Raw genomic sequence first — 23886 nt, 5'->3', positions numbered from 1 at the left:
GCACGGCAAATGGCTGATGATGACACTGAGTTTTACCGGGTGGTCGTCCTGCGAAAGGCATGGGCGCACAACCCTGATTACCTGTGGCACAGCGAGGACCCCGAGAGGCGTAAGCGGTGCATCTACAGCGACACCGAGACTGTGAGGTCTGTTTACGGGCCTTACACATCGCTGGGGGTTGCCAAGGGGCAGCGTACGAGCCACACAATCGGTGCCGGCGGGGAAGCCTTGGAGGGCGTCGTGGGATCCGGAATCGAGCGGGCCCGGGTCATCTGGGAAGAGCAGATAGAGGGGCTCGACTGATGCCGACCAAGATGGAGGCCCGTTGCGACGGCTTCCGGCGCATGCTTCAGGCGGAGGTGTTCGCTTCCATCGTTCCGGGGCGAAGCCCCGAGATCAGGTATCACGAGTCCCTCCTCGGCGCTCAGGCTGGTGTGGGCTGGGAGAGGCCCCCGCATGTCCGCTGGGATGGGCATGAATTCGCGCACACCTATCAGGGCGTCAGAGGCGGGGAAATTTACTGGAGGCTCGGGGATGAGTGGCAGCTCATTTTCAGGGTGGAGGAAGGCTCTCACGCCCTTGACCTCCCGTGGCTGGAGGAGAACCGCTGATGGCAATAAGCAGATACCTGGGAGTTGAAGTGAGGCTCTCTGCTGATGAGTTGCTGCTGATTCGTCGGGCGCTGGCGAACTATTTGGATGTCTGTGACGGCAAGGATGATCGAGCGGTGGAGCAGCTCATATCTGATCTGAGGGGGCCTGCTGGTGGAGTCGGTTGATCTGAGTGCCATCCCTGACGTTGATATCAGCACTTTGTATAAGGCCCTTTGGGAGCGCGTGGATCACGCGCATCACTACCCAGGTGAGTTTGAGGACGCTGAGGCCATCTCGCTTGGGGCCTGCTTCGAGGCCGTGAGCCGGGAGGCGAAGCGCCGACGGCTGTGGTGAGCGGCGACGGTGGACGGTTGGCCGAGGCCGCTTCAGGTGGTGTTGGTGGGCGCAGTGGTGAGACCTCACGGCAGCACCGCACAGCGGATGTGTCACCGCAGGTCACATGGCGTCCAGCGGAAGGTTTGGAGGCTGACGCGGCACATCGAAGGTTGCTTGAAATGCTCTTCGGCCCCAACTGCGCCTGACTGTCGTACAGTTGCGGCATCACATGGGTGACCCCGGCGGCGTTGGAAGCGCCCCGGGGTCTGGCCAGTCTGGGAGGACTGACATGGGTAAGTCTGTCATATCTGCGATCAATATTGCAGCCCGCAACCAGGCCGGGAATCTTCGGGCCGTTGATTATCTGCGCGTTTCTACCGAAGACCAGGCAAAAGGTTATGGCATCGCCTACACGGGGAAGCGCACCGCTGCCCACATCGCTCGAAAGCAATGGGTTCACGTGGGAACCTTCCCGGACGAGGGCGAGTCGGGGACCCTGCCTTGGGAACTGCGAGACGGTGCCGCCAAGATCATGGAACTTGCCGTTCAACAACCCCGCCCGTTTGATCTTGTATGTGTGTATGAGACGCGGGCCATCGGCAGGAAGAACCGCGTTTTTTGGGAGTGGGTTTACGCTCTTGAGGATCTTGGCATCTTTGTGGCCGTTGCGGATGAAGATATCGATAACACCACAGAAGAGGGCGAGTCGCGGATGCGCGACAAGGCCAACGAGGCATTCAAGGAACTAGCGAAGATCCGAATGCGTACCCAGGGTGGCATACAGCAGAAAGCCGAGATGGGCGGGTTCCCCGGGGGGCAAGCTCGCTATGGGTACCGCATTGAAAATCAAGGCGTCAAAGGCGAACAGCTACTTGCGCTCGATGTATGTGATGGGGGTAGTGCGTGCACTCGAACCTTCCCCTGCGAGGCGGTACACGAAGCTGACGTGCTGCGCTTTGCTCGGAATGTAGCTGTCCGTGTGAAAAGGAACTGGAATAGAGTTGCCTCGTACCTGAACGCTGAGGGATTCTACACGCGGTCAGGTAAGCCGTGGTCTGCTGCAAACATTCGTGGGCGTTTGCTGAATGACGGTCTCTTGAATGCCGAGTACATATTCCGGAACGTTGAAAACGGTGCGCAGATAGATGCTGCCGGAAACCCCATTTGGGGGGAGTCGGTTACCCTAAAGCTGCCCGAAATGTTTACCCCCGAAGAGGTTGCCGAGTTGTGTGGCCCTGGAAGTAAGCCTGTCCGAGCGCCCTCCGTAGCTGGGAGGGTGTACCAGTTGTCAGGCCGACTGCTGAGTATATGCGGGGGCCACTACATTGGTAGCAGCCCTTCGAAGGTGGAGAGCCCTCACTATGTGTGCTCCGGTAAAAGGGAAGAGTACGCGGGTGCAGGAGGGTGTTCCTGCCCTCAGGTGTGGGCTGAAGGAATTGAAGAATGGGTTTGGAAAAACGTCTGTGACTTGCTGAGGGATAGAAGTCGGCTCGTGTCATTGGCCGAAGAGTGGACGAGTAGGGCGACATCGAAGCAAATCGACTACTCATCCCGGCTTGCTTCGCTCGATCAAAAGATCGCGGAGAAAGATGGCACGATTGATCTGATGATGGCTGTGGCTGCAAAGCAGGTTACTCGGCAAGGTCTTGTAGGCCGGGCTGCTGAAGTTGCAGTAGAGCGAAAGCTAAAGCCGTTGTACGCGGAGATTGAGGAGCTGCGCAGTGAGAGGGCTGATATTGAATCTTGGCAGTCAGACGCCCAGCAGACTGGCCAAAGGTTGAAGGACCTTCATTCACTTGCCGCCTCTGCTCAGAACCGGTTGGTTAATTTCTCCGAGGTGCAGCAGGCTGAGTTACTTGCTCTGCTGGATATAGAGGTCAAGATCCTTGAAACTCCGCCTCCGATGCGAAGAGGGCTGGCTTGTCCTGTCGGTCAGTGGTTCCAGGAGCGTGAAAGAGGGGTTCCGGTTCTTGACGACCAGGTGTGGGACCGGATTGTCGAGCTAGAGGGCTTCCCGCATGGTGGACTACGGCCACGTCAGCGGGGCGGTTTGGCCCCGAGGACAGTGCTGGAAGCTCTCTTGAAGAAGGCGCGTACCGGTGTTGCATGGCCGGAGCTTGACGCTGAGTACGGCTCTACGGGCCTTGTAGGGCACTGGAAGAGGTGGAGCAGTCAGGGGCGTTGGGAGCGCGTCATAGAGGCCATGAACGGCTGTGCCGGGGAGCCTGTGGCCCCCCGGCACAGGCTCCCAAGGATGGAGATGACTGGAAGGGTGCGACCTGGTGTAATCCTGGCCGCGACTAGCGTGCGCGAGGGGGGCGACCAGCATTCCCACGCCCAGGAATCGGGCCCTTCGGGAGCGGCATGTTGCTCATCAGGTCGCCCATCGCACGCAGCCGGTCGTTGGTCGCGGTGACCTGCGGGCCGGTGAGGGGGCGGGGCAGCTTGAGCATCTTGGTGCGGACCTTCTTCAGCGGGGTCTGGTCCTCGCCGTTGCCCACGATGATGTCGTGCACCGGAACCTCGGGGCCGACGATGCGGGCCATCTTCTTCTTCTCGGCCGCGAGCAGCGTCCTGAGCCGGTTCGGGTTGCCCTCGGCGACCAGCACGATGCCGGCCTTGCCGACGGCCCGGTGGACGACGTCCTGGCTGCGGTTCATCGCCACAGCGGGGGTCGTGGTCCAGCCACGGCCGACGTTGTCCAGCACCGCCGCGGCGGCCCCCGGCTGTCCCTCCATCTGCCCGAACGCGGCGCGCTCGGCGCGGCGCCCGAAGATGATCGCCATCCCGAGGAACGCCAGCAGGAAGCCGAGAATGCCCAGGTAGACCGGGTGACCGATCAAGAACCCGAGGCCGAGAAGGACACCGAAAATGACGATGCCCACGCCCGCGACGATCAGACCCACCTTGGGGTCGTGCCGCCGGGTCATCTTGTAGGTCTGGGCAATCTGCTTGAGTCGCCCGGGGTTCGCAGTGTCCGCGTTCGCTGCGCGTTCCTTCCTCGCCATGCGAGAAAGTTTACGTTGCCTAGGACGTACGAGCGGACACGGCCTCCAGTACGTGTTCCGTCTCCACCCTGTCCTTGGCCCGGCGCCGGTCGTCCAGCACGGCGGTCCAGGCGTTGCGGCGGGCGGTGCGCTGGCCGGTGCCGATGAGCAGCGACTCGACGAGGCGCAGTGCGTCGGTGACGGACGGGAGGGCGTTGGCGCGTACGGCCTGCATGTCGGGGGTCCCCCTCATAGATACGGCGTAACGGCGTGACCGGAGAACTGCGGTGCGTGAACCCAGGGTCACTGATTGGTGTTACCAGCACGTGACCGACCGGTCAAACACCGATGAAACCTTGACGGTACGGGTGAAAACGTTGATGCGGCCCGTACGACGCCCCGACCTGCGGGGGCTGTACGGGCCGCATCATTACGGCAGTCACCGGTCAAGCGCCGCTTGTGCGGCGACTCACACGGCCTCTCGGGCGGTGCCGGCCGTTATACGGCCCGGGCGCCGGCCACCGGAGTCCCGCGACGCTCCATCGCCTGGCCGTACAGACGGCCCGCGCGGTAGGAGGAGCGGACCAGCGGCCCGGACATCACACCGGAGTAGCCGATCTCGTCGGCCTCGTCCTTCAGCTCGACGAACTCCATCGGCTTCACCCAGCGCTCGACGGGGTGGTGGCGCGGCGAGGGACGCAGGTACTGGGTGATGGTGATGAGCTCGCAGCCCGCCTCGTGCAGATCGCGCAGCGCCTCGCTGACCTCTTCACGGGTCTCGCCCATGCCGAGGATCAGGTTCGACTTGGTGATCAGACCGGCCGCGCGGGCCTGCGTGATGACGTCCAGCGAACGCTCGTAACGGAAGCCCGGGCGAATCCGCTTGAAGATGCGCGGCACCGTCTCCACGTTGTGCGCGAACACCTCGGGGCGGGACGCGAAGACCTCTTCGAGGAGCGCCGGGACGGCGTTGAAGTCCGGAGCGAGCAGCTCCACCTTGGTACGGCCGGTCTCGCGGCCGGCCGTCTGCTGGTGGATCTGGCGGACCGTCTCCGCGTACAGCCAGGCGCCGCCGTCCTGAAGGTCGTCGCGCGCGACGCCGGTGATGGTGGCGTAGTTCAGGTCCATGGTGACCACGGACTCGCCCACCCGGCGCGGCTCGTCACGGTCCAGCGCCTCGGGCTTGCCGGTGTCGATCTGGCAGAAGTCACAGCGCCTCGTGCACTGGTCGCCGCCGATGAGGAAGGTCGCCTCGCGGTCCTCCCAGCATTCGTAGATGTTGGGACAACCAGCTTCCTGGCACACCGTGTGCAGTCCTTCGGCCTTCACCAGGGCCTGCATCTTGGTGTACTCGGGACCCATCTTCGCCCGGGTCTTGATCCACTCGGGCTTGCGCTCGATGGGGGTCTGGCTGTTCCGGACCTCCAGACGCAGCATCTTGCGTCCGTCGGGTGCGACAGCGGACACGTCCAGCTCCCTACGACTTCGATTCTTCGGCGAACACCAGGGTACGCCCGATATTTGTATGGCTTTACGTCCGGTCAACCTGCGCCCGGACAAGGGCATTCCCTAGGCGGAGGCCGTTTCCGGGGCCTTCTCGGCAGCCTGCGGGCTCTGCGGGGCGTCCTGCGGGGCCTTCTCCACGACCCGGGGCGCGGGGGTGGCCTCGGCCATCACCGCGTTCAGGTGCTTCTCCACCACCGGAAGGACGTCCGCGATGGTGATCTCCCGGCCCAGCTCGTTCGCGAGCGAGGCGACGCCCGCGTCGCGGATGCCGCACGGGACGATGCGGTCGAACCAGGTGTTGTCCGGGTTCACGTTCAGCGAGAACCCGTGCATGGTGACGCCCTTGGCGACCCGGATGCCGATCGCGGCGAGCTTGCGGTCCTCGCGCCGCTGACCGGCGTTGGACGGCGCGTACTGGGGACCGTTCAGCCGGGCGTCGAACTCGGGGTCGGACAGCCGGGGGTCGAAGTCCAGCGACAGCCCGCCGATCGCGGGGCGCTGCTCGACCGGATCGCCCAGCACCCACACTCCGCTGCGGCCCTCGATACGGGTGGTCTCCAGACCGAATTCGGCGCAGGCCCGGATCAGGGCGTCCTCCAGTCGGCGTACGTGCGCCACCACGTCCACCGGACGCGGCAGCTTCTGGATCGGGTAGCCGACGAGCTGGCCCGGACCGTGCCAGGTGATCTTGCCGCCCCGGTCCACGTCCACCACGGGCGTCCCGTCCAGGGGGCGCTCGCTGTCCTGGGTGCGCCGTCCGGCGGTGTAGACGGGCGGGTGCTCCAGGAGCAGACAGGTGTCCGGCACCTCGTCCGCGAAACGGGCGGCGTGCACCTCACGCTGCTTCTGCCATGCCTCCTGGTACTCGACGGCATCGTCGCCGAACCCCAGTCGGACAAACCGCAGCTCACTCACGGTGGTGTCTCCTTCGTATCGCCACGCCCCGGGCCACTGTACGGCGGCGGAAAGGCGGGGCCATGGGCAGGGCGATCGACGGGGTTGCCGTCAGCGCCTTCGGTGAATCGTCACACGATCGGATGAAGTAGGGGCGCAGAGGCTGGTTGAAGGGCCCGTTATCGCTAAATTCGCGCCGTTCCATGAGGGCTGCCACCCGGGGCCCGGAAGGCAGGAGAGCTCAGAGCTGATGACGGAACGACCTCCGCAGCGCATCCCCAACCGACAGCTCGCCGCGCTCATCGCAGAAGCGGGATTCTCCAACGCAGGCCTGGCCCGACGGGTGGACCAGCTCGGCCTGGAGCACGGGCTCGACCTTCGGTACGACAAGACGTCGGTCACCCGCTGGCTGCGCGGCCAGCAACCACGCGGCACCACCCCCGCACTGATCGCCGAAGTGTTCACCAGGAGGCTCGGCAGACGACTGTCCGCCCAGGACCTCGGGCTCGACGCCTGCGCCCCCGTGTACGCGGGGCTCGAATTCGCGGCCACCCCCGAAGAGGCCGTCGACATCGTCAGCGGGCTCTGGCGCAAGGACTCCGGCAGCCACGCCGAACTCCGCAAGATCGCCTTCACCCCGGCCGGACTCGTCGTCCCCAGCCGGGACTGGCTGATCGGCCGCGCCGACGACCGGGTCGGCCGGGGCGCCGAGCCACCCCCGCAGGCCAACGGGGCGGCACCGGCGAGAGTCCCCGCCCAAGGCAGGCCGCCCGGCCTCACCATGCCCCGCCAGCGGCAGACCGACCGGGGTCCCGGCCAGCGGGTCACCTCCGGGGACATCGCGGCCCTGCGCTCGGTGGCCGACCTCTTCCGCACCCTGGACCACGCGTACGGCGGCGGTCACGCCCGCCAGGCCCTGGTCCGCTACCTGGAGCACGAGGCCGAGCCGATGCTGCGCGGGGTCTACGGGGAGGCGGCCGGGCGACGGCTGTTCTCGGCCGCCGCCGACCTCACCCGGCTCGCGGGCTGGACCTCGTACGACATCGCCGCCCACGGGCTCGCCCAGCGTTACTTCGTCCAGGCGCTGCGGCTGGCGCAGGCGGCGGGCGACCGGGCCTACGGCTCGTACGTCCTGGTCACCATGAGCCGTCAGGCCGTCTACCTCGGGCACGGGCGGGAGGCCGTCCAGCTCGCCCGGGTCGCCCAGCAGGGGGTCGGTTCCTCCGCGCCGCCCGTGGTGCAGGCGCTGCTGCACGCGGTGGAGGCGCGGGGCCACGGAGTGCTCGGCGAGGTCCGGGCCTGCACCTCTTCCCTCGTACGGGCGGAACGGGCGATGGAGGCGTCCCGGCCGGGCGACGACGTACCGCACTGGGCGAAGTTCTTCGACGAGGGGCAGCTGGCGGACGAATTCGGGCACTGCCACCGGGACCTCCAGCAGTACCGGGCGTCCGCCCAGCACGCCGAGCGGTCCTTGCAGCTGCGTCCGCACGGCTATGCGCGCAGCCGGCTGTTCTGCCGGGTGGTGCTCGCCCAGGCCAGGCTCGGGCTCGGGGAGCTTGACCAGGCGTGTGCGCTGGGGGCCGAGGCGGCCCAGCAGGCCTCGGAGATGCGCTCGGCACGGGCGACCGAGTATGTGCGGGAGTTCGAGCGGCGGCTGGAGCCGTACCGGGACGCGGCGGCGGTACGGGGGTATCGGGACCGGGTCGCCGCGCTGGGGTGACGACCCGGCCTTGGGAATTCAGGCCCCGGGGATCCGGCTCCCGGGGTCCGCGGAGATTCGGCTCCCCGAGGCCTGGCGGGTGCCGGTGTAGCGGTCACGCACCTGGGACGGGGTCAGCGCCGCGTCCCAGGTGAGGACCTCGTCCAGGTCACCGCGGAGACCCGCCTTCGGGGCGCCGATCGAACGCAGCGGCAGCGGCATCGAGGCGGCGACCGTACCGACGCGCTCACCGTCGGCGTAGAGGGTGGTGCTGCCCGGGGTGGTGACCCAGGTCAGCTGCACCCACGCGTCCAGCGGGAGCGTGTAGTCGAAGGAGTGGTCGGCGACGCCGTACCGGGTGAAGCCGACCCGGCCGGTGCCCCACTGCTGGAGCTTCAGCGCGCCCGCCGCGGAGCTGAGCAGCACCTGGTCGGCGGTCCTCCCGGTCGAGCGCACCCAGGCCGAGACCGTCCACGGCTCGGCCACGTCCACACCGCCGAAACCGACCCCGTCCCGGTCACTGTCGAAGCGCCAGGCCCGGCCCCGGATCCCGTCGGCGACCGGCGTGGGGTTGTTGATGATGTACGAGGTCCCGGGCAGCGAGCCCGCCCTGTCCTCGGCGTACAGGGTGTTGCCGGGGCTGCCCGCCCAGGTCCAGCCCCTGGGGTACGGCCTGGGCTCGAAGGTCCAGTGGTGCGAGGGCCTGGACGCGCCGGTGCGGGGCTTGGACACCGGAGCCGTGACGCCCGGCGGATCGCCGATCCTGGCCAGCCGGGTCCGGAAGTCGGAAAGGGTGTCGGGGGCCGGGGAGGCGTTCCAGGAGCGGTCGGCGAGGACGGCGCGGGGGGCCCGGGTGTGCTGCTCGAAGTACTCGTCGTCGGCCCAGAAGTTGTAGTCCGCCCAGTTGGTGATCATCGAGCCGAGCATGTCGGGGGAGGTGCTGGGCGCCCAGGTGCCGTACATCCAGGGCTCGTTGGGGTAGAGGCTGTGGTAGTTGTTCGGCGTCACGTAGAACGGGCCCATGGCGATCTCGTCGTGGCCGGGGATCATCGGATCGGTCCCGGAGCCCTCCCAGGTCATGAAGACCACCGACGGATTCACCTTCTGCTGCGGGGCACTCATGTGCTCCGAGCCGTTGTACACGGCGGTGCGCTTGCCCTGCGCGGTGATCACCTGGTCGAGGGTGTTGATGTACTGGTTGAGCAGATCGCCGAGGGTGGAGACGGCCGGATCGGCCGCCAGGTGGTCCTTCACCCGGGCGCACTCGGCGAGCTGACCGGGCAGCTCGTCCGCGCCGATGCTGAACAGCGGGGCGTCGAACCAGCCCGCGAACTCCGCGACGATCTCCCTGGACTTCGCGAGCGCCCGTGAACTGGTCATGTCGATCATCCAGTTGGGCGTCAGATGCGAGTGGGTCTGCGCCTGGGTGCACGGATCCGGCCCGTCCCCGAAGCCGATCCCGAACGCCTCGGTGAGCACGGTGGCATGCCCGGGGACGTCGATTCCCGGCATGATCTGGACGTGATGGCGGGCGGCGAAGACCTTCAGCCGCTCGATGTCGGCACGGCTGTAACTCTTCGCGGGGTGCGCGAGGCCGGGGAACTTCGGGCTGTTGAGGCGGAAGCCCTCGGAGTCCGAGAGGTGCAGGAAGAGCGTGTTGAGCTTCTGGTCGCCCATCCTCCGGATCAGGTTCTCCAGGTACGGCAGCTGCCAGTACTTGCGGCCCGCGTCCAGCATCACCGTCCGCATCCGCTGCGCCGGTACGTCCAGGGAGCGGGCGCGCGGCAGGGCGCGGTGGCCGGGGGCGGCGCGCAGCAGCTGGAGCAGCGTGCGGGTGCCGTAGAAGAGGCCGTGGGTGGAGGCGGCCTCGATCCGTACCGCCGAGGAACTGTCCAGCCGGTAGCCCTCCGCGCCCAGCGCCCTGTCGTCGGTGAGCCGCAGCACGATGTCGCCGGCGGTGGCCCGCTGGGCGTCGGTGCGAACCGGCAGGGTGAGGCCGCTGACCTCGGCTATGTCCGTACGGAGCTGGGTGGCGACCTGGACCGGGGACTGGGAGGAGGGGGCGATGAGGTCGCTGCGGGCGGCGGGGAGGGTGTTTCCGGTGGGGCCGGAGGTGCGGGGTACGACGAAGATCCGGCTGCGGGCGGAGAGCGCGCCGGACCCGCCCAGATCGGTCCACGAGGTGGGCCGGGGCACGACGTCGGGCACCGGCCCGGGTGCCGCGCGGGCCGCCGAGGCGGGGGCGGTCAGGGCGGTGGCGAGCAGGCCGACGAGGAGGGACAGGACGGGTACGGCGCGACGCATGGAGCCTCGATTCTGTGGTGCGGTACGTTTTTCTGTGGTGCGGTGTCTCTCTGTGGTGCGGTACGTCAGTTCCGCGGTGCGGTATGTCAGTTGGCGGCTCGGCCCCGCACCTGGACCTCGGCCAGGGTCAGCGGGTCGGTGGCGGATTCCAGTTGGATGCGGACGTGCTGTCCGGCCGTCCCGGCCGGGAGCGCGATCCGGCTCGGCCTGCCCGCCTGTGCGGTGACGCGGACGGCCGTGACGCCTGGGGTGCTACGGGCCTCCGCCAGTCCGTCGGCGGTGATCGGGGAGCCGGAGGTCAGCACCCAGTAGTTCTTGAGGCGCTCCGCGCAGCAGTCGGTGCGGTTCCACACGTCCACTTCGCTGAGCTCGGCCTGCCTGCCGAGATCGACCTGCCACCAGGCCTGCTTCGACGGCTCGGCGGTGTGGGTCACCGAACCGCCGTCGAACGCGCCGTTGGTGTTCCCGTCGACCGCGCGGGCCGCCGGAGCGTCGTAACCCGTGCTCTGCTGGGCGGCGGGCCTGCCCTGCGCGAGGTTGGGGTGCGCGACGTTCACCGTGACCTTGACGGTGCTGGTGAGGCCGTTGTGGCGGACGGTGATGTTCAGGTCGTACGTCCCGGGGGCCGCCGACGCGGGCGGGGTGACCGTGATCGGGAGCGCGGTACCGGCGCCCGGCGGCAGGGGCCTCAGCCGGGTCGAGGCGGGCGTGACCTGCCAGCCCGCCGGGCCGGTGAGGCCGAGACGGGTCGAAGGGGCGTACCGGCGCGAGGTGTTGGTGAGGTGGAGGGTGCCTTTGGCGGTGGCGCCGGGGGTGGTTTCGGCCGGGAGTTCGGTGCGGGTGCGGATCAGGCTGTGCACGCCCGGGGTGGTCACCGCGAAGACGTAGGCGTGCCCCAGGTGTGCGGGGGCGGTCGCGGGGGTCTTCACCACGACGCGGCCCCGGGCGTCCTTGCGCCAGGGGAGGGGCTTGCCGTCGCCGCCGAGGAGGGTGACGCGGGAGTTGTTCCGTACCGGAGTGTCCGCTCCCAGGGTGAGTTCCGTGCCCGGCCATTCGAGAGTCGTCGCGTAGAGCGCGCCGTCCTTGACCGTGTAGCGGATCTTGTCGTCGCTTGTGGGCTCCTCGGCGTGGTGCCAGTACGTGGTGCCGTAGACCGCCTCGCCGTTGGTGCGCAGCCAGGCGCCGATGTCCTTCAGGCGGCTCGCCTGGATCTCGGGAATGGTGCCGTCGGCCCTGGGACCCACGTCCAGGAGGAGGTTGCCGTTCTTGGAGACGATGTCGGAGAGGGAGTCGACGAGCTGATCGGAGGTGAGGTGGTCCTCCTCGGGCTCGTTCTGGTTGTAGCCGTAGGAGTGCGCGATGCCGCGGCTGGCCTCCCACTTGTCGGGGTCGATGTCGGGCTTCACCGTGTACTCGGGGGTCTGGAAGTCGAGTTCGGTGGAGTCGAGGTTCCCGGTCTGGATCTTGCAGCGGTTGGCGACCGCGACTTCCTTGGGCTTCGGCCGGTTCTTGGCCCGGTTGTAGTAGTCGGCGAGGACCGGGGCGGTCTGCCAGTACGAGGCGGGCTTCTCCCACTGGCCGTCGCACCACAGGATGTCCGGGTCGTAGTTCTTGATCAGCTCGGTCAGCTGCGGCTTCATCAGGTCGTCGACGAAGTTGTTGATTCTCGGCGCGCCCAGGTACGGGATCTCGGCGCCGGTGTACGGGTTGGTGGGCTGCTTGCCGGTGTACGCCGGGTGGTTCCACTCGTACAGCGAGAAGTAGAAGCCGGGCTTGAGCTGGGCGCCCGGCGTACGGTCCGCGCGGGCCGCCTGGAAGAGGTCGCCCGCCAGGTCGCGCCCCGGGCCGAGGTCGACGGTGTCGCGGCCGGAGACCTTGGAGTCCCACAGGGCGACGCCCTCGTGGTGCTTGGAGGTGAGCACGAAGTACTTGGCGCCCGCGCTCTTGAAGAGCTTCACCCAGGCGGCCGGGTCGTACTTCTCGGCCTTCCACTGTCCGATGAAGTCGTCGTAGCCGGCGGCCGTGCCGTAGGTGTCCTGGTGGTGCTTGCTGGTGGGGCTGCCCTTCTGGTTCAGGTACGACCAGTACCACTCGGCGTAGCTGCCGCGTGGGCCCCAGGCCGGGACCGAGTAGGCGCCCCAGTGGATGAAGATGCCGAACTTGTCGTCGTTGAACCACTGGGGGGTGGGGTGGGAGTTGAGGGACTCGGTGGTGGGCTCGTAGTCCTTCGAGGGCTGGGGCTGGGGCTGGGGCTGGGGCTGGGGCGAGGGGAGGGGCGACAGTTTCAGCTGCGACCCGGGTGCGGCGGCCGCCGGGGGCGGGCCGGGCTGTGGGGCGCGGTCGGCGGCGGGGGCCGGGTGGGCCGCGAGGAGACCTGCGGCGGCGGCCAGGGCGACGGCGCCCGCGAGTCTTCCGCGGGTGCGACCACGGTGGGGGGCGCGGCTGGGGGTGCGGTCGGTGATGCGGCTACGGGACGAGCGTGAGCGGAATCGATCCGATGAATGTCTCACTGCGGCCTCCGGTGTTCCTGAGGGGAACGAGCTCCCCGGGACCGTAGTGAGAGGTCGCGCACGTGACAAGGGGACCCGCAGGAGAGGGAGTTGGACTTTCCTGCGGGTCCGACTCCGATCCGGGGCCATAGATCGGAGGTATGGGGGAGTGGCTGCGATGCCCCGGAGGCACCCCTAGGCGGCCTCGCGCAGCTCCTCGGCGGCGTAACCGGGACGGATGCCGAAGTCGCGGAGGATCTCGCGGGCGGCCCGGCGGCCCGAGTGCAGGGCACCCTGAACGGTGCTGGTCTCGCGGTGGTCGCCGCAGACGTACAGGCCGGAGAGGAGGCGGACCGGACGGTGTACGTCGTGCGGTGCGGGCATCGCGGGCACGGCCTCCGGGTCGTGATGGACGGCGAGGAGTTCCCAGCGCGCCGTCGACGTGCCGTACATCCGGGACAGATGGGAGCGGACCCGGTCGTCCAGGTCGGGTGGGGGAGTGCCCAGGACCGTGGAGGAGATCAGCACCCGGCCGTCGGGCGCGCGCGTGGGGTCGACCGCGCTGACGACGGCGGAGTGCGAGACGGGGCCGCTCCGGTCGGCGTCCAGGATCAGGGCGGATCCGGTCCCGGGCACCGAGTCGGCGGCGTGGTGCAGCACGGTCACGGGGTGGAAGCCCGGCACCCGCAGGCCGGGGAGCAGCTCGGCGGCGGCCCGTGCCCCGGTCGCCACCAGCAGGGACCGGCAGCCCAGGTCGCCGTCCTCCTTGGTGGTGACGGTGGAGATGGACGCCCCGGTGACATGGACTCCGGTACGAACGGTGCCGGGCGGCAGGGCCGCCGCCAGCAGCTCAGGCAGGGTCCCGGCCCCGCCCTCGGGCAGTGCGAGCCGGCCGCCCGCGAAACCGCGCAGGGCCAGATCGGCGCACCGGCTGGAGGTGGTGAGGCCGGGGTCCGAGAGGAGTGCGGACAGCAGCGGGCGCAGGAAGCCGTTGACGGTACGGGGTGGCAGACCGCGCTTGAACAGGGCTTCCAGCGCCGGGAGTTCGGGGCGTGCCAGGAGCTTGTCCGTCGGAGTGGTGGCGAACCTGGCCAGTGCGGTACCCAGCCTCGCCTGGTCCAGGGGGCTGCCGAGCGGGCGGGGGTTTGCGGCCGAGGGCGGCGTACCGCCCCGGTTGTTGGAGCTCCGTGGGGCGCTCGCGAGGGCGCGTGCGGCGGTGAGTGCGCCCCGTGCGCTCCGGGTGCTCCGGCCGCCGCCGGTGTCGCCCGCCCGGTAGCGCCGGCCCTCGCTGTGGACCAGGACTCCAGGGGCGAACGGGCGGAGAGTGAGACCTTCGAGTCCGGGGGTGCGCTGCAGTTCCGGATAGGCGGTACTGAGGACCTGACCGATCCGGTCGAGCCGGAATCCGTCGACCCGCTCGGTGGACATCCGGCCGCCGACGTAAGGGGCGGCCTCCAGGACACTGACCGTTACCCCGGCGTTGATGAGCTGGTGGGCGGCACAGAGGCCGGCGACCCCTGCTCCCACGATGACGACGTCCGCATGGTGTGCTGTGGTGAGCACGTGCCCCTCCCCGAGGTCGGCCCGGCTGTGGTGCAGGACTCATGCCCCCAACAGCCTTGCGGAATACCCGCGCTGGAGGTGCAGCGTAAGAGTCCGCCCCGGCGCTCCGGCAGCCGCGCACCTCCCGGGCATCGATGCATGGCGGTCGCACGAGAGGGGGGAATGGTCGCTGAATGATCGAGGTGGGGGTTGATTCAGTCAGGAATGGGCTGACAGAAATTGATAATTGATATCTGCCCTCTGTCAGCCGTCAGCCGTCAGCCGTCAAATTTCAGATGACAGATATCGATATCTGTCATCTGTTCGATGTCAGTCGTCTGTCAGTCGTCGTGCAGGGCCGCCCGGATCGCGTCGTCGATCGACGGGAAGGCGAAGGTGAACCCGGACTCCAGCAGTCGTTGCGGCACCACTCGCTGACTGCCCAGGACGTCCCCCGCCATCTCCCCGAGTGCGATCCGCAGCGCCGGTGCCGGTACGGCGAACAGGGTGGGCCGGTGCAGCACGCGGCCCATCGCCGCCGTGACCTCGCGGTTGGTGACCGGTTCGGGGGCGGTCAGGTTCACCGGCCCGGACAGCGACTCGGTGTCGATCAGATGCCGCAGTGCCGCGACCTCGTCGTGCAGGGCGATGAAGCTCCAGTACTGCCGCCCGTCCCCGAGCCGCCCGCCGAGACCTGCCTTGAACAGGGGGAACATCCGGCCCCACGCGCCACCGCCGCGCCCCACCACCAGCCCGGTCCGCGGAAACACGGTCCGGATCCCCGCCTCCTCGGCAGGCGTCGCGGCCTCCTCCCAGTCCACGCACAGCTCGGGCAGGAACCCGTCCCCGGGCGGCGCCTCCTCGTCCACCCGCCGGTCGCCGGTCTCCCCGTAGAAACCGAGCGCGGAGCCGCTGACGAACACCCGCGGTGGTACGTCGAGCGAGGCCACCGCCTCCGCGAGCGCCCCGGTGCCGAGCAGCCTGCTCTCCCGCAGTTCCTTCTTGTACGCGTCGGTCCACCGGTGGTCGCCGATCCCCGCCCCGGCCAGATGCACCACCGCCTCGCAGCCGATGAGGCCGCCGGCGTCCACGTAACTGCGTTTCGGATCCCAGGTCACCTCGTCCCCGCCTCTGGCCGGACGCCGCACGAGACGCACCACCTCGTGCCCGTCCGCGCGCAGGGAACGTACAAGTGCCGTACCGATGAGGCCCGTAGAGCCGCTGATCGCGATCCGCATATGGCCATCCTGCCCCGGAAGAGGGCATCCGTGCGCGCCGTGGCACAGTGGCGCCATGCCAGAGACGGAATCCGCGCGCCGCACCCCCACCCCCTCCATTCGCGTCGCCACCCTGGCCGACGACACGGCGCTCGCGCGGCTCGACCGCGATACCTGGTCGCCGCGGCACGCCGTCACACCGTTGCCCGAGCCGCCGTACGAGCCCTACTTCGACGTCACTCACCGGCCCGACGAGGTGCTCGTCGCGGAGGACTCCGGCGGCTTCGGCGGTTCCGAGGGGGGCGCGATATGCGGATACGTCCGCCTGGTGCGCCCCACTCCGCTCGCCTGCAACGCGCATGTCCTCCAGATCAACGGCCTCGCGGTCGCCGAGAGCGCACGGGGGACGGGTCTGGGGCGGTTGCTGCTGCGGGCCGCCGGCGAGGAGGCCGCCCGTCGCGGCGCCCGCCGGCTCACCCTCCGGGTGCTGAGTCACAACGCGCCCGCCCGCGCCCTGTACGCGTCGGAGGGCTTCGTGGTGGAGGGAGTGCTGCCCGGTGAGTTCTTCCTGGGCGGGGAGTACGTGGACGACGTACTGATGGGGCGCTCGCTCACCGAGGAGTAGGGCGGACGCGGCTGTGGCGGGGCCGGGCGACTGAGGGCGCACGCCTGTCGCAATAGGGGCATAGTGGGGCGAACCGGTGTGTCATCAGGTGCGCCGGATCGTCCTGAACGCTCGGATCGACGGCTGCAGAGGAGCCCGTTCCGTATGAGCTCGGTCCGTGCCCGTCGTGGCGAGGAGATTCCCGGGTGGCTGCGGGGCGCGCCCGCGCCGCGCTGGGCGCGTGCACTGCCGCTGGTGCTGCTGGCCGTACTCGCGGTCGCCGACTTCTTCTCCGACCTGGCCGAACTGGACCATGTCCTCGCCGTGCTGCCCGCGCTCGCCGCCGTCTCCTTCGGGCCGCTCGGCACCGGGCTGCTCAGTCTCGCGGTGCTGGGCCTGGTGCACCCCTACACCCCCGGCTGGCAGGGCGATCCGGGCGCGACCGTGTCGTTCGTCGTCGCCGCGCTGCTCGGTGTCGGCTTCGCCTGGATGCGCAGCCGCCGCGACGCCCAGCTGGTCAGCGTCAGTACCGTCGCCGACGCGGCCCAGCTCGCCGTGCTGCCCCCGCTGCCCGAACGGGTCGGGCGGGTGCGCTGCGTCGGTCTCTACCGTGCCGCCCAGCAGGGGGCGCTGGTGAGCGGCGACCTGTACGACGTACGGTCCGGGCCCTGGGGCGTACGGGCGGTGGTGGCCGATGTGGAAGGGCACGACCTGTCGGCCGTCTCCACCGTCACCGCCCTGCTCGGCGCCTTCCGCGAGGCCGTGCTCGACGACGCGGACCTGGCGCAAGTGGCGGCCAGGATGGACCGCCGACTGGTGGTCGACTCGGCCGCCGACGAGCACGCGGAGCTCTTCGCCACCGCCGTTCTGATGGAGTTCCCGTCGGGTGAGCAGGAGGTACGGGTCGTCTCCTGCGGGCATCCGCCGCCCCTGCTGCTGCGCACGGGCGAAGCCTCCGAGCTCCGCCTGGACCCGGCCCCGCCGCTCGGTCTCGGCCTGGCGGGACTCGGCGCCCCGACGGTCACCGTGGTCCCGCTGCTCCCCGGCGACCGGCTGCTCGCCCACACCGACGGCGTCACCGAGGCCCGCGACGCACAGGGCGACTTCTATCCGCTGGCCCGCCGCCTGCCCGGGCTGGCGGCGTCGGCTGACGGGCCCGGTGCGCTGACGGAGGCGATCCTCGCCGACCTGGCCCGGTTCACGGGCGCCGCGAAGAGCGCGTGGAACCCGAGGAATCCGGGCAACCCGAGGAACGCGAAGAGGGCGAAGAAGGGTGCCGACGGCAGCGGGGCCGACGATGTGGCACTGCTGCTCCTGGAGCCGGACGGCCACTGAGGCCGAGGCGGCGGATGCCCGTCGGCAGTGCCCCACCACCCCACCCTGCCCCACTCACCCCACCCCGACCGTCAGGACAGGCTCATCCCGCCCGTCAGCTCCCTGAGGCAGCGGGCCGCCAGTTCGGCGGGTGACCCCGGGCCCTCGGTTGCGGCGTCGGTGAGTGCCCAGGCCTCAAGTGCCGTACGGATGGCGGCGGTCGCGGCAGCGGCGGCGAGCCGCACCTCCAGCGGGTCGGCGTCCTTCCCGGCCAGCGCGCCCAGGATCGGAGTCAGACGCTCCTCGGACTCCTGGTTCACCCGGTACCAGACGGCGCGCAGCGCCGGGTCCTCCTCGGCCGCCCGCAGCAGCCCACGGGTCCAGCCCAGCTGCTCGACGGCGTGCGCGTCCGGGGCGGACAGCACCTCCGCCACCGCCCGCTCCAGTGCGGTGAGCACTCCGGCCCCCGGTTCCGCCGCCGCGAGCAGCTCGCGCCACTGGTCACCGCCGGCCGCCAGCAGTGGGGCGACCGCGTCCTGCTTGTTGCGGAAGTAGCGGTAGAAGGTGCGCAGCGCGACCCCGGCGCGGGTGGCGATGGCCTCGGCGGTGGTGCCGTCCGGACCGTGCTCCGCGAACAGTTCGGCGGCGGCCCGGGCGATGTCGAGCTGGGTGGCCGCCTTGCGCCGCTCCGTCAGGGAGGGCTGGGCGGTCGGCGGCGATGGCTGGGTGGTCACCAGTGCAGACTACGCCCGCCGAGCAGCTGCCTGCGTGTGTTGACGTAGTGGCAAAACGTGCCAAGCAGGCGTACCGTGTTGGACATGGGCCGCTCCGAGGCCCTTCGTAGGAACCGGGAGAGACAGAGAATGAAGCGTTACGAAGGCCGCCGCGTCCTGATCAGTGGTGCGGGTTCCGGAATCGGCCGGGCCACCGTGCACCGGGTGCTCGCCGAGGGCGGCCGGGTCGTCGCCGTCGACGTCAACGAGGCCGGGCTCAAGGAGACCGCCGAGCAGGCCGCGGCCGTGTCCGCGGAGGCCGCCGGGCGTCTGGCGACCGCCGTCGTGGACATATCCGACGAGGCCTCGGTGAAGGCCGGTGTCGCCGCTGCCGTCGAGACCCTCGGAGGCCTCGACGTCCTGGTCAACGCCGCCGGAATCCTGCGTTCCTCGCACACCCACGAGACCACGCTGGACTTCTTCGACAAGATCATCACGGTCAACCTGACCGGTACCTTCCTGATGATCCGCGAGTCCCTCCCGGCACTGCTGGCCGGTGACAAGCCGGTCGTCGTGAACTTCTCCTCGACCTCCGCCACCTTCGCCCACCCCTACATGTCCGCCTACGCGGCCAGCAAGGGCGGCATCCAGTCGATGACGCACGCCCTCGCGGCCGAGTACAGCAAGCAGGGTCTGCGCGTGGTGGCCGTGGCCCCGGGCTCCATCGCCTCCGACATGACCAGCGGCCGGGGCCCGGGCCTGCCCGAGGACGCCGACATGACGCTCTTCATGAAGCTGGCCCCGGCCCTCGGTGCGGGATTCGCGGGGCCGGAGACGGTGGCGGGTGTCGTCGCCATGCTGGGCTCCGAGGACGGGGCGTTCATCACGGGCACGGAGATCCGGATCGACGGCGGCACGCACTACTGAGTGCACGGCGGCACGCACTACTGAGTGCTGTGACGGGGTACGGGCCGGGGCCGGCCGGCAGGGGTGTCACCGGCCACCGGTCCGCTCCGCGACGCACCCTCAGGCAGGGACGAAGACGTCCTCGTGGGCCCCGTCGAGGATGAACCCGTTGTCGAAGCGGACCCGCACGCTCACACGGGGCGCCTGTTCCTGGAAAGCGGTCCACGCGGGTTCCAGGGAGTCGATCTTCTCTTCGAGCTGCTCCCTGCTCCCGGTGGGCATCTCGCCCCCGAAGGCGTCGAGCAGCGACTTGAGCCGCTCGTACTCGCGTACGTCGGCGCTCTCGTCCTGGTGGCCGACCACCTGCTCCACGGTCCCGGCGGTGCCGGCCGCCAGGGACAGGATCCCGACGACGACCCCCGCCACCTCGGCAGAGTCGGTCAGCCGGATGTCCACTGCCAGCGCCACCCGCTGGCCCGCCTTCAGAGTCATCCGCTCCCCGTCTCCCTCGCATCGGCCATGTCCGTCGTATGCGCCGCACCCGCTGCATCCGCTACGTCCACGCGCCGCAGGAAGGCCTCGACGAGGCGGTCGGTGAACGCCCGGTCAACGGGTTCCGCCGTCACCAGGACGCGGTGGTAGACCGGCCCCACGAGCTGGTCGATCTCCGCCGCCATGTCGATCCCGGCGGGGAGCCGGCCGCGTTCCGCCGCCCGCTCCAGCGGAAGCCGGTCGCGGCGGCGCTGTTCGTCGAGATACCCGGACCGCAGGGCGGCGGCGAACGCGGGATCGTGCTGGGCGTGCCCGATGAGGGCCCTGAAGACGGCACCCGCGTCGGACCCGGTGAGGAACAGGGCCAGTTGGTGCAGGTGGGCGCGCAGGTCCGCGGCCAGGTCGCCGTGGTCCGGCGGGGTCAGGGCTTCGGCCGCGTCCTGGAGGAAGGCGTCCAGGAGGATGTCGGTCTTGGTCTTCCACCAGCGGTAGACGGTCTGCTTGGCGACACCCGCCCGTGCGGCGATGCCCTCGATGGTGACGCCGGTGAAGCCCTTCTCGACCAAGAGGCCGTCGGCCGCCTCCAGTACCGCCTGCCGGGCCTCCTCGCTACGGCCGTGCCTGTTGCCGTGATGGCGTGCCGTCGGTGCCGGCCCGGCCGCCCTGGCGACCGTACTTCCGCGTTTCATGTCTGCCTCCTGCTGCCAGAGTAGGCCAGAACTCTAGACGGCACGCAACGGTGCGTCTACTCTAAGTCCATGACACCGACCAACACCCTCGAAGACCCCCGCGTCGCCTCCGCTCTCGACCGGATGTTCCGGCATGCCGAACAGGACGAAGCGACCAGCGAGCGGATCCGGGCGGCGTGGCCCCAGGGCTTCCGGCACCTCGACCCGCAGGGGCAGGCCGACGCCAAGGCGGAGGTCTACATGCCGATTTCGGCCCAGGGCGGCCGCCTCCTCTACAACCTGATCCGGGCCACCCGCCCCGCCACCGTCGTCGAGTTCGGCACGTCCTTCGGCATCTCCACGCTCCATCTCGCCGCCGCGGTGCGCGACAACGGGACGGGGCGGGTGATCAGTACGGAACTGAGCGCCGCGAAGGCCGCGGCCGCCCGCCGGACGTTCGCGGAGACGGGCCTCGACGACCTGATCACCGTCCTCGAAGGCGATGCCCGCGACACCCTCGCGGCCGCCGGCTCCGCGGACTTCGTCCTCCTCGACGGCTGGAAGGACCTCTGCCTGCCCGTCCTGCGCCTCCTGGAGCCACGCCTCGCGCCCGGCACCCTCGTCGTCGCCGACGACGTCGACCTGGACGACCTCGCGCCCTACCTCGACTACGTCCGTGACCCCCGCAACGGCTATCAGAGCGTCACGTTCCCGGTGGAGGACGGAATGGAGATCAGCTGCCGCCTCTAGAGAGGCCCCACGCCCTGGAGAGGCCCCACCCCCTGGAGAGAGGCCTCAAGCCCTCCCCGGACAGGCCCTGCCCCCCCCAAGGGCCGGGCCCTTAGTCCCCGAACCGCTCCCACAGCTGCGGAAACCTGTCAGCCAGCACCCCGTCGTCGTCCAGATCGATCGGCGTCCCCACCGGCTCCCCGGGCTGCCCGGGCACCCCCAGATCCGGTGCCACCGCCCCCGTCAACTGCTCGTACGCCTCATCCGCGGCGTACCCCAACTCCTCCCCGTCCCCGTCGATCTCGTCGTCGAACTCGTCCAGCAGCCCGGCCAGATCGTCCGGCTCGTGCAGTGCCCCCTCGAAGACCTCCCGGCCCTGGCCGATCAGCCAGCACCGGAAGTAGTCGAAGGCGTCGTCGCTCGCCGCGCCCAGCAGCACCGCCGCGGCCCCCCACAGATCCCAGCGGTACGCGCGGTTGTAGCGCACCTCGAAGTGTCTGGCGAAGTCGAGGACGGCGTCGGGGTCCGACTGGAGCAGTCGCTCGACCAGCAGCTCGGCGTGGTCCTCGGGGTCGCCCTCGGCGGCCGCGCGAGTGCTGTCGACCATCTCCCAGAATTCCGTCTCGTCCATCACGTGACCCAGCATCGGGCTTATGAGGGTGCGACGCACGCGGAGCGGCCGGATGTCGGCTGTCTCGTTACTCACGCTCCGGCCGGCGGCCCCGGACCGGGCCGCTCCGACGTCCCTCCGGACGTCATTGTCGCCACCTGTGTGACCGTCCCACGATTCACTCGTTTGAAGGGCAAAGCGACGCACGCACTCTCACCCTCAAAGGGGTTGCCCTCGCGATGGACATCGAAGACCGTACGCAGCACTCGGACGCGGCCGGCGCCCCCCCGCCCCCACTAGGCGTGGCACAGGCCGAGGCCGCCCTGGTCGAGCACTATCCGCGCCTGGTCAGAATCGCCTTTATCACCCTGCCGCCCACCCTCGGCCGTCATCGCCGGGTCCTCGCCGCCCACGGCATCGTGCAGCGCGCGCTTCCCACCCGCAGGACGCGCAGGACCCCGGACCTCCCCGCCCAGCGCGGCGGCCCCCGGGCCGCTTCCCGCAGCGCCTACGCCACCCTCCGGGCCAGGGTCCTGAGCGAGGCCCTGACGTACGGGAAGAAGCCCGGCAGGTGGCCAGGGTCCCACCGGCTGCGCCACCCGCTCCCCGCCGTCTGGGGCCTGCGGATCTTCCCCGCCGCCGGTGGAGCCGCCGAACTCGCCCTGGAACAGGCCCTGTCGGGGGCCGACTCCGCCACCCGAGCCGCCCTCGCCCTGCGCCGGGTGGAGGAGCTGGACGAGGACACCACCCGCACCCTGCTCTCCGAAGCCGGTGTCGCCGAACCCGCCCTCGCCCTGCGCACCGCCGACCGGCTCGGCAGGCAGGCACTGGGGGAGCCCGGCGAGGGCACCCAGCACCCCCTGCTCTCCGGCGAGTTCGACCCCTGCTTCGTGCACGCCCGCCCCACCGACCTGCTGCGCCGCCGCCACCGCGTCCGTACCGCGGGCGCGGCCGTGGTGGTGGCCGCGGTGGCCGCCGTCACCCTGCCGCTGGTGCTGCGGGAAGGCCCGCAACCCCAGGAACGGGCGGCCGCCACCGGTACGGTCAACGCCTCCATAGCCCAACACGTCCTGGATCCCCGCAACCTCGCACGCGCCGGGAAGGACGAATGGGCCGACACCTCGCGCGTCGACTTCACCGTCTGGCCCGCGCGCGGCGACCGGCTGGACGACACCGCGCTCCTGGACCGCGCCCTCAAGGTGTGGGCGAGTCCGGCCCGTACGGTACGGATCTCCAGCACCCCCAGTACCGGGACGCAGCCGCCCACCCAGCCGCCCCGCCTGCTCTACGCGGGCGACGTCGACGGCACCTCGGTGGTCCTGCTGAACGACGGCGACCGCACCGTCCGCTACGCCGAGCCCGCCGACCCGAAACAGCCGCCGGTTCTCGACTTCGCCCGCACCGACGACGCCGACGTGGTCACCGGCGCCGCCCTGATCGTCACCCGGGACGGCCCCAACTCCCGCTTCCTGACGGCGCCCTGGATCGACGAGACGGTCACGCGTGATCTGCTGCAACCGAACGCGCCGGGCCGGAACCTGGAGGTACGGGCCGACGGAGTGACCGCCCCCGTGCCCCGCCCCGGCGCGGGCGGAACCTGTGATTCCTGGCCGGTCCTCCAGCTCCGCTCCTCCGAGCTGATCGTCGAGAAGCACGCCTTCCTCCTCACCGACCTCGGCGACCAGGCCCCCGTGCACCTCACCTACACCCCGCCCCCGGGCAGCGGCGCGCCCGCCCGTCAGCCCCGCGAGGCCACCTCCGCCGCCGCCCTGCAGAGCTGGGCACGCACCGCCTGTCACCTGTCCTCGCTGCGCGGCGCGGGTGTCCGGGCGGTCAACAACTGGGTGTACGCCCAGCAGAACCTCCCCGAGGCTGCGGGCCGCGCCGACTGGGTGTGCACCCGCGCCGACACCTGGCGCGGGCCCGGCCGGGTACTGATCCAGCTCCAGCTGCCGGGCGGCCGGCCGGCCGCGCCCGGAGTGCCGGTCGCGGAGGTGCGGGACACCGCGTCGTGCAGCCGGTTCGGCCAGCACGTGGTGGCCGGCATCGGCTGGCAGGGGCCCAAGTCCGGCAACTGGTACCTGCTCGCGGCGGGCAGCCGGAAGGTGACCAGGATCGAGGCGAGCGGCGGCGTGAAGGCGGCCGGACCTGGGCCGTTCCTGGCGGTCAGGGCGCCGAAGGGGACGCAGGCGCAGCTGCGGGCCAGGATGGCGGACGGCTCGGAGCTGGAGGGGCTGCGCTGAGAACTCCCCCCGTGAGGATTTCCGCGGCTCGCCGGAAATC

22 protein-coding genes are annotated in these 23886 nt (G+C 69.9%); 10 read left to right on the top strand and 12 right to left on the bottom strand.

Going from position 1 to position 23886, the window contains the following annotated elements; translation table 11 throughout:
* Positions 1-9: 9 nt before the first annotated feature.
* The 4 genes from ACIA73_RS08815 to ACIA73_RS08800 all read left to right on the top strand — a co-directional run bounded on the left by ACIA73_RS08815 (position 10) and on the right by ACIA73_RS08800 (position 3345).
* The gene (locus ACIA73_RS08815) at positions 10-303 is read left to right on the top strand and encodes a hypothetical protein (protein WP_399437631.1); all 294 of its coding nucleotides are present in this window, start codon (positions 10-12) and stop codon (positions 301-303) included.
* Positions 303-611: a hypothetical protein gene (locus tag ACIA73_RS08810; RefSeq protein ID WP_399437630.1), complete on the top strand. Its 309-nt coding sequence runs from the start codon at positions 303-305 to the stop codon at positions 609-611. Before ACIA73_RS08815 ends, ACIA73_RS08810 begins: the two co-directional genes overlap by 1 nt.
* Positions 611-778: a hypothetical protein gene (locus ACIA73_RS08805; RefSeq protein WP_399437629.1), complete on the top strand. Its 168-nt coding sequence runs from the start codon at positions 611-613 to the stop codon at positions 776-778. Before ACIA73_RS08810 ends, ACIA73_RS08805 begins: the two co-directional genes overlap by 1 nt.
* Before the next feature lie 440 nt (positions 779-1218).
* The gene (locus ACIA73_RS08800; protein ID WP_399437628.1) at positions 1219-3345 is read left to right on the top strand and encodes a recombinase family protein; all 2127 of its coding nucleotides are present in this window, start codon (positions 1219-1221) and stop codon (positions 3343-3345) included.
* Here ACIA73_RS08800 and ACIA73_RS08795 read toward each other — a convergent pair.
* The 4 genes from ACIA73_RS08795 to lipB form a co-directional block, all read right to left on the bottom strand.
* Positions 3230-3937 carry a DUF4191 domain-containing protein gene (locus ACIA73_RS08795; RefSeq protein ID WP_399437627.1) on the bottom strand — a complete coding sequence of 236 codons (708 nt, stop codon included), beginning with the start codon at positions 3935-3937 and terminating at the stop codon, positions 3230-3232. The two genes, ACIA73_RS08800 and ACIA73_RS08795, sit on opposite strands and share 116 nt — an antisense overlap.
* A gap of 19 nt (positions 3938-3956) precedes the next feature.
* The gene (locus ACIA73_RS08790; protein ID WP_399438034.1) at positions 3957-4151 is read right to left on the bottom strand and encodes a hypothetical protein; all 195 of its coding nucleotides are present in this window, start codon (positions 4149-4151) and stop codon (positions 3957-3959) included.
* Between the two features lie 263 nt (positions 4152-4414).
* The gene (gene lipA / locus ACIA73_RS08785) at positions 4415-5383 is read right to left on the bottom strand and encodes a lipoyl synthase (RefSeq protein WP_399437626.1); all 969 of its coding nucleotides are present in this window, start codon (positions 5381-5383) and stop codon (positions 4415-4417) included.
* Positions 5384-5485: 102 nt separating this feature from the next.
* Complete coding sequence (gene lipB / locus ACIA73_RS08780) at positions 5486-6337, bottom strand: lipoyl(octanoyl) transferase LipB (RefSeq protein WP_399437625.1); 852 nt, start codon at positions 6335-6337, stop codon at positions 5486-5488.
* Positions 6338-6566: 229 nt separating this feature from the next.
* Between lipB and ACIA73_RS08775 the strand changes: the two genes are divergently transcribed.
* Positions 6567-8036 carry a regulator gene (locus ACIA73_RS08775; protein WP_399437624.1) on the top strand — a complete coding sequence of 490 codons (1470 nt, stop codon included), beginning with the start codon at positions 6567-6569 and terminating at the stop codon, positions 8034-8036.
* Between the two features lie 18 nt (positions 8037-8054).
* Here the strand turns inward: ACIA73_RS08775 and ACIA73_RS08770 are convergent, their stop codons facing one another.
* From ACIA73_RS08770 to ACIA73_RS08755, 4 genes are all read right to left on the bottom strand, one after another.
* The gene (locus tag ACIA73_RS08770) at positions 8055-10319 is read right to left on the bottom strand and encodes a family 20 glycosylhydrolase (RefSeq protein ID WP_399437623.1); all 2265 of its coding nucleotides are present in this window, start codon (positions 10317-10319) and stop codon (positions 8055-8057) included.
* An 86-nt stretch (positions 10320-10405) separates the two neighbouring features.
* Positions 10406-12829, bottom strand: a complete 2424-nt coding sequence (locus ACIA73_RS08765) for an alpha-L-fucosidase (protein ID WP_399437622.1) — start codon at positions 12827-12829, stop codon at positions 10406-10408.
* A gap of 174 nt (positions 12830-13003) precedes the next feature.
* Positions 13004-14371: an NAD(P)/FAD-dependent oxidoreductase gene (locus ACIA73_RS08760; RefSeq protein ID WP_399437621.1), complete on the bottom strand. Its 1368-nt coding sequence runs from the start codon at positions 14369-14371 to the stop codon at positions 13004-13006.
* Positions 14372-14691: 320 nt separating this feature from the next.
* On the bottom strand, positions 14692-15588 hold the full coding sequence (locus ACIA73_RS08755) for a TIGR01777 family oxidoreductase (protein WP_399437620.1): 897 nt from the start codon (positions 15586-15588) through the stop codon (positions 14692-14694).
* A 55-nt stretch (positions 15589-15643) separates the two neighbouring features.
* On the opposite strand from ACIA73_RS08755, the gene ACIA73_RS08750 reads away from it, so the two are divergent.
* Together ACIA73_RS08750 and ACIA73_RS08745 are read left to right on the top strand one after the other, a co-directional pair.
* Positions 15644-16192, top strand: a complete 549-nt coding sequence (locus ACIA73_RS08750; protein ID WP_399437619.1) for a GNAT family N-acetyltransferase — start codon at positions 15644-15646, stop codon at positions 16190-16192.
* A gap of 144 nt (positions 16193-16336) precedes the next feature.
* Entirely contained in the window at positions 16337-17506 is a 1170-nt protein-coding gene (locus tag ACIA73_RS08745) for a PP2C family protein-serine/threonine phosphatase (RefSeq protein WP_399437618.1), read from the top strand.
* A 71-nt stretch (positions 17507-17577) separates the two neighbouring features.
* On the opposite strand, the gene ACIA73_RS08740 is transcribed toward ACIA73_RS08745, so the two are convergent.
* Complete coding sequence (locus ACIA73_RS08740) at positions 17578-18219, bottom strand: TetR/AcrR family transcriptional regulator (protein WP_399437617.1); 642 nt, start codon at positions 18217-18219, stop codon at positions 17578-17580.
* Between the two features lie 129 nt (positions 18220-18348).
* Between ACIA73_RS08740 and ACIA73_RS08735 the strand changes: the two genes are divergently transcribed.
* A complete protein-coding gene (locus ACIA73_RS08735) occupies positions 18349-19125 on the top strand; it encodes an SDR family NAD(P)-dependent oxidoreductase (RefSeq protein ID WP_399437616.1) in 777 nt (258 codons plus the stop codon).
* A gap of 99 nt (positions 19126-19224) precedes the next feature.
* Here the strand turns inward: ACIA73_RS08735 and ACIA73_RS08730 are convergent, their stop codons facing one another.
* Together ACIA73_RS08730 and ACIA73_RS08725 are read right to left on the bottom strand one after the other, a co-directional pair.
* The gene (locus ACIA73_RS08730; RefSeq protein ID WP_399437615.1) at positions 19225-19596 is read right to left on the bottom strand and encodes a hypothetical protein; all 372 of its coding nucleotides are present in this window, start codon (positions 19594-19596) and stop codon (positions 19225-19227) included.
* On the bottom strand, positions 19593-20285 hold the full coding sequence (locus tag ACIA73_RS08725; RefSeq protein ID WP_399437614.1) for a TetR/AcrR family transcriptional regulator: 693 nt from the start codon (positions 20283-20285) through the stop codon (positions 19593-19595). Before ACIA73_RS08725 ends, ACIA73_RS08730 begins: the two co-directional genes overlap by 4 nt.
* A gap of 69 nt (positions 20286-20354) precedes the next feature.
* Between ACIA73_RS08725 and ACIA73_RS08720 the strand changes: the two genes are divergently transcribed.
* Positions 20355-21014: an O-methyltransferase gene (locus ACIA73_RS08720; RefSeq protein WP_399437612.1), complete on the top strand. Its 660-nt coding sequence runs from the start codon at positions 20355-20357 to the stop codon at positions 21012-21014.
* A gap of 91 nt (positions 21015-21105) precedes the next feature.
* On the opposite strand, the gene ACIA73_RS08715 is transcribed toward ACIA73_RS08720, so the two are convergent.
* Positions 21106-21624: a DUF4240 domain-containing protein gene (locus ACIA73_RS08715; RefSeq protein ID WP_399438032.1), complete on the bottom strand. Its 519-nt coding sequence runs from the start codon at positions 21622-21624 to the stop codon at positions 21106-21108.
* A 218-nt stretch (positions 21625-21842) separates the two neighbouring features.
* Between ACIA73_RS08715 and ACIA73_RS08710 the strand changes: the two genes are divergently transcribed.
* Positions 21843-23846, top strand: a complete 2004-nt coding sequence (locus ACIA73_RS08710; RefSeq protein WP_399437611.1) for a hypothetical protein — start codon at positions 21843-21845, stop codon at positions 23844-23846.
* Positions 23847-23886 lie beyond the last annotated feature (40 nt).

The sequence above is a fragment of the Streptomyces sp. NPDC051561 genome, from assembly GCF_044454195.1.
In the GTDB taxonomy this organism is placed as follows: Bacteria; Actinomycetota; Actinomycetes; order Streptomycetales; family Streptomycetaceae; genus Streptomyces.
The sequence above is the reverse complement of the archived record's forward strand: the minus strand, read 5'-3'. Positions and strand labels throughout refer to the sequence as shown.

What these genes read in the sequence shown, in the direction of transcription:
- ACIA73_RS08815 (WP_399437631.1), top strand. Translation starts at nt 10, where the DNA reads ATGGCTGATGATGACACTGAGTTTTACCGGGTGGTCGTCCTGCGAAAG.
- ACIA73_RS08810 (WP_399437630.1), top strand. Translation starts at nt 303, where the DNA reads ATGCCGACCAAGATGGAGGCCCGTTGCGACGGCTTCCGGCGCATGCTT.
- ACIA73_RS08805 (WP_399437629.1), top strand. Translation starts at nt 611, where the DNA reads ATGGCAATAAGCAGATACCTGGGAGTTGAAGTGAGGCTCTCTGCTGAT.
- ACIA73_RS08800 (WP_399437628.1), top strand. Translation starts at nt 1,219, where the DNA reads ATGGGTAAGTCTGTCATATCTGCGATCAATATTGCAGCCCGCAACCAG.
- ACIA73_RS08795 (WP_399437627.1), bottom strand. Translation starts at nt 3,937, where the DNA reads ATGGCGAGGAAGGAACGCGCAGCGAACGCGGACACTGCGAACCCCGGG.
- ACIA73_RS08790 (WP_399438034.1), bottom strand. Translation starts at nt 4,151, where the DNA reads ATGCAGGCCGTACGCGCCAACGCCCTCCCGTCCGTCACCGACGCACTG.
- ACIA73_RS08775 (WP_399437624.1), top strand. Translation starts at nt 6,567, where the DNA reads ATGACGGAACGACCTCCGCAGCGCATCCCCAACCGACAGCTCGCCGCG.
- ACIA73_RS08770 (WP_399437623.1), bottom strand. Translation starts at nt 10,319, where the DNA reads ATGCGTCGCGCCGTACCCGTCCTGTCCCTCCTCGTCGGCCTGCTCGCC.
- ACIA73_RS08755 (WP_399437620.1), bottom strand. Translation starts at nt 15,588, where the DNA reads ATGCGGATCGCGATCAGCGGCTCTACGGGCCTCATCGGTACGGCACTT.
- ACIA73_RS08750 (WP_399437619.1), top strand. Translation starts at nt 15,644, where the DNA reads ATGCCAGAGACGGAATCCGCGCGCCGCACCCCCACCCCCTCCATTCGC.
- ACIA73_RS08745 (WP_399437618.1), top strand. Translation starts at nt 16,337, where the DNA reads ATGAGCTCGGTCCGTGCCCGTCGTGGCGAGGAGATTCCCGGGTGGCTG.
- ACIA73_RS08735 (WP_399437616.1), top strand. Translation starts at nt 18,349, where the DNA reads ATGAAGCGTTACGAAGGCCGCCGCGTCCTGATCAGTGGTGCGGGTTCC.
- ACIA73_RS08730 (WP_399437615.1), bottom strand. Translation starts at nt 19,596, where the DNA reads ATGACTCTGAAGGCGGGCCAGCGGGTGGCGCTGGCAGTGGACATCCGG.
- ACIA73_RS08725 (WP_399437614.1), bottom strand. Translation starts at nt 20,285, where the DNA reads ATGAAACGCGGAAGTACGGTCGCCAGGGCGGCCGGGCCGGCACCGACG.
- ACIA73_RS08720 (WP_399437612.1), top strand. Translation starts at nt 20,355, where the DNA reads ATGACACCGACCAACACCCTCGAAGACCCCCGCGTCGCCTCCGCTCTC.
- ACIA73_RS08715 (WP_399438032.1), bottom strand. Translation starts at nt 21,624, where the DNA reads ATGGACGAGACGGAATTCTGGGAGATGGTCGACAGCACTCGCGCGGCC.
- ACIA73_RS08710 (WP_399437611.1), top strand. Translation starts at nt 21,843, where the DNA reads ATGGACATCGAAGACCGTACGCAGCACTCGGACGCGGCCGGCGCCCCC.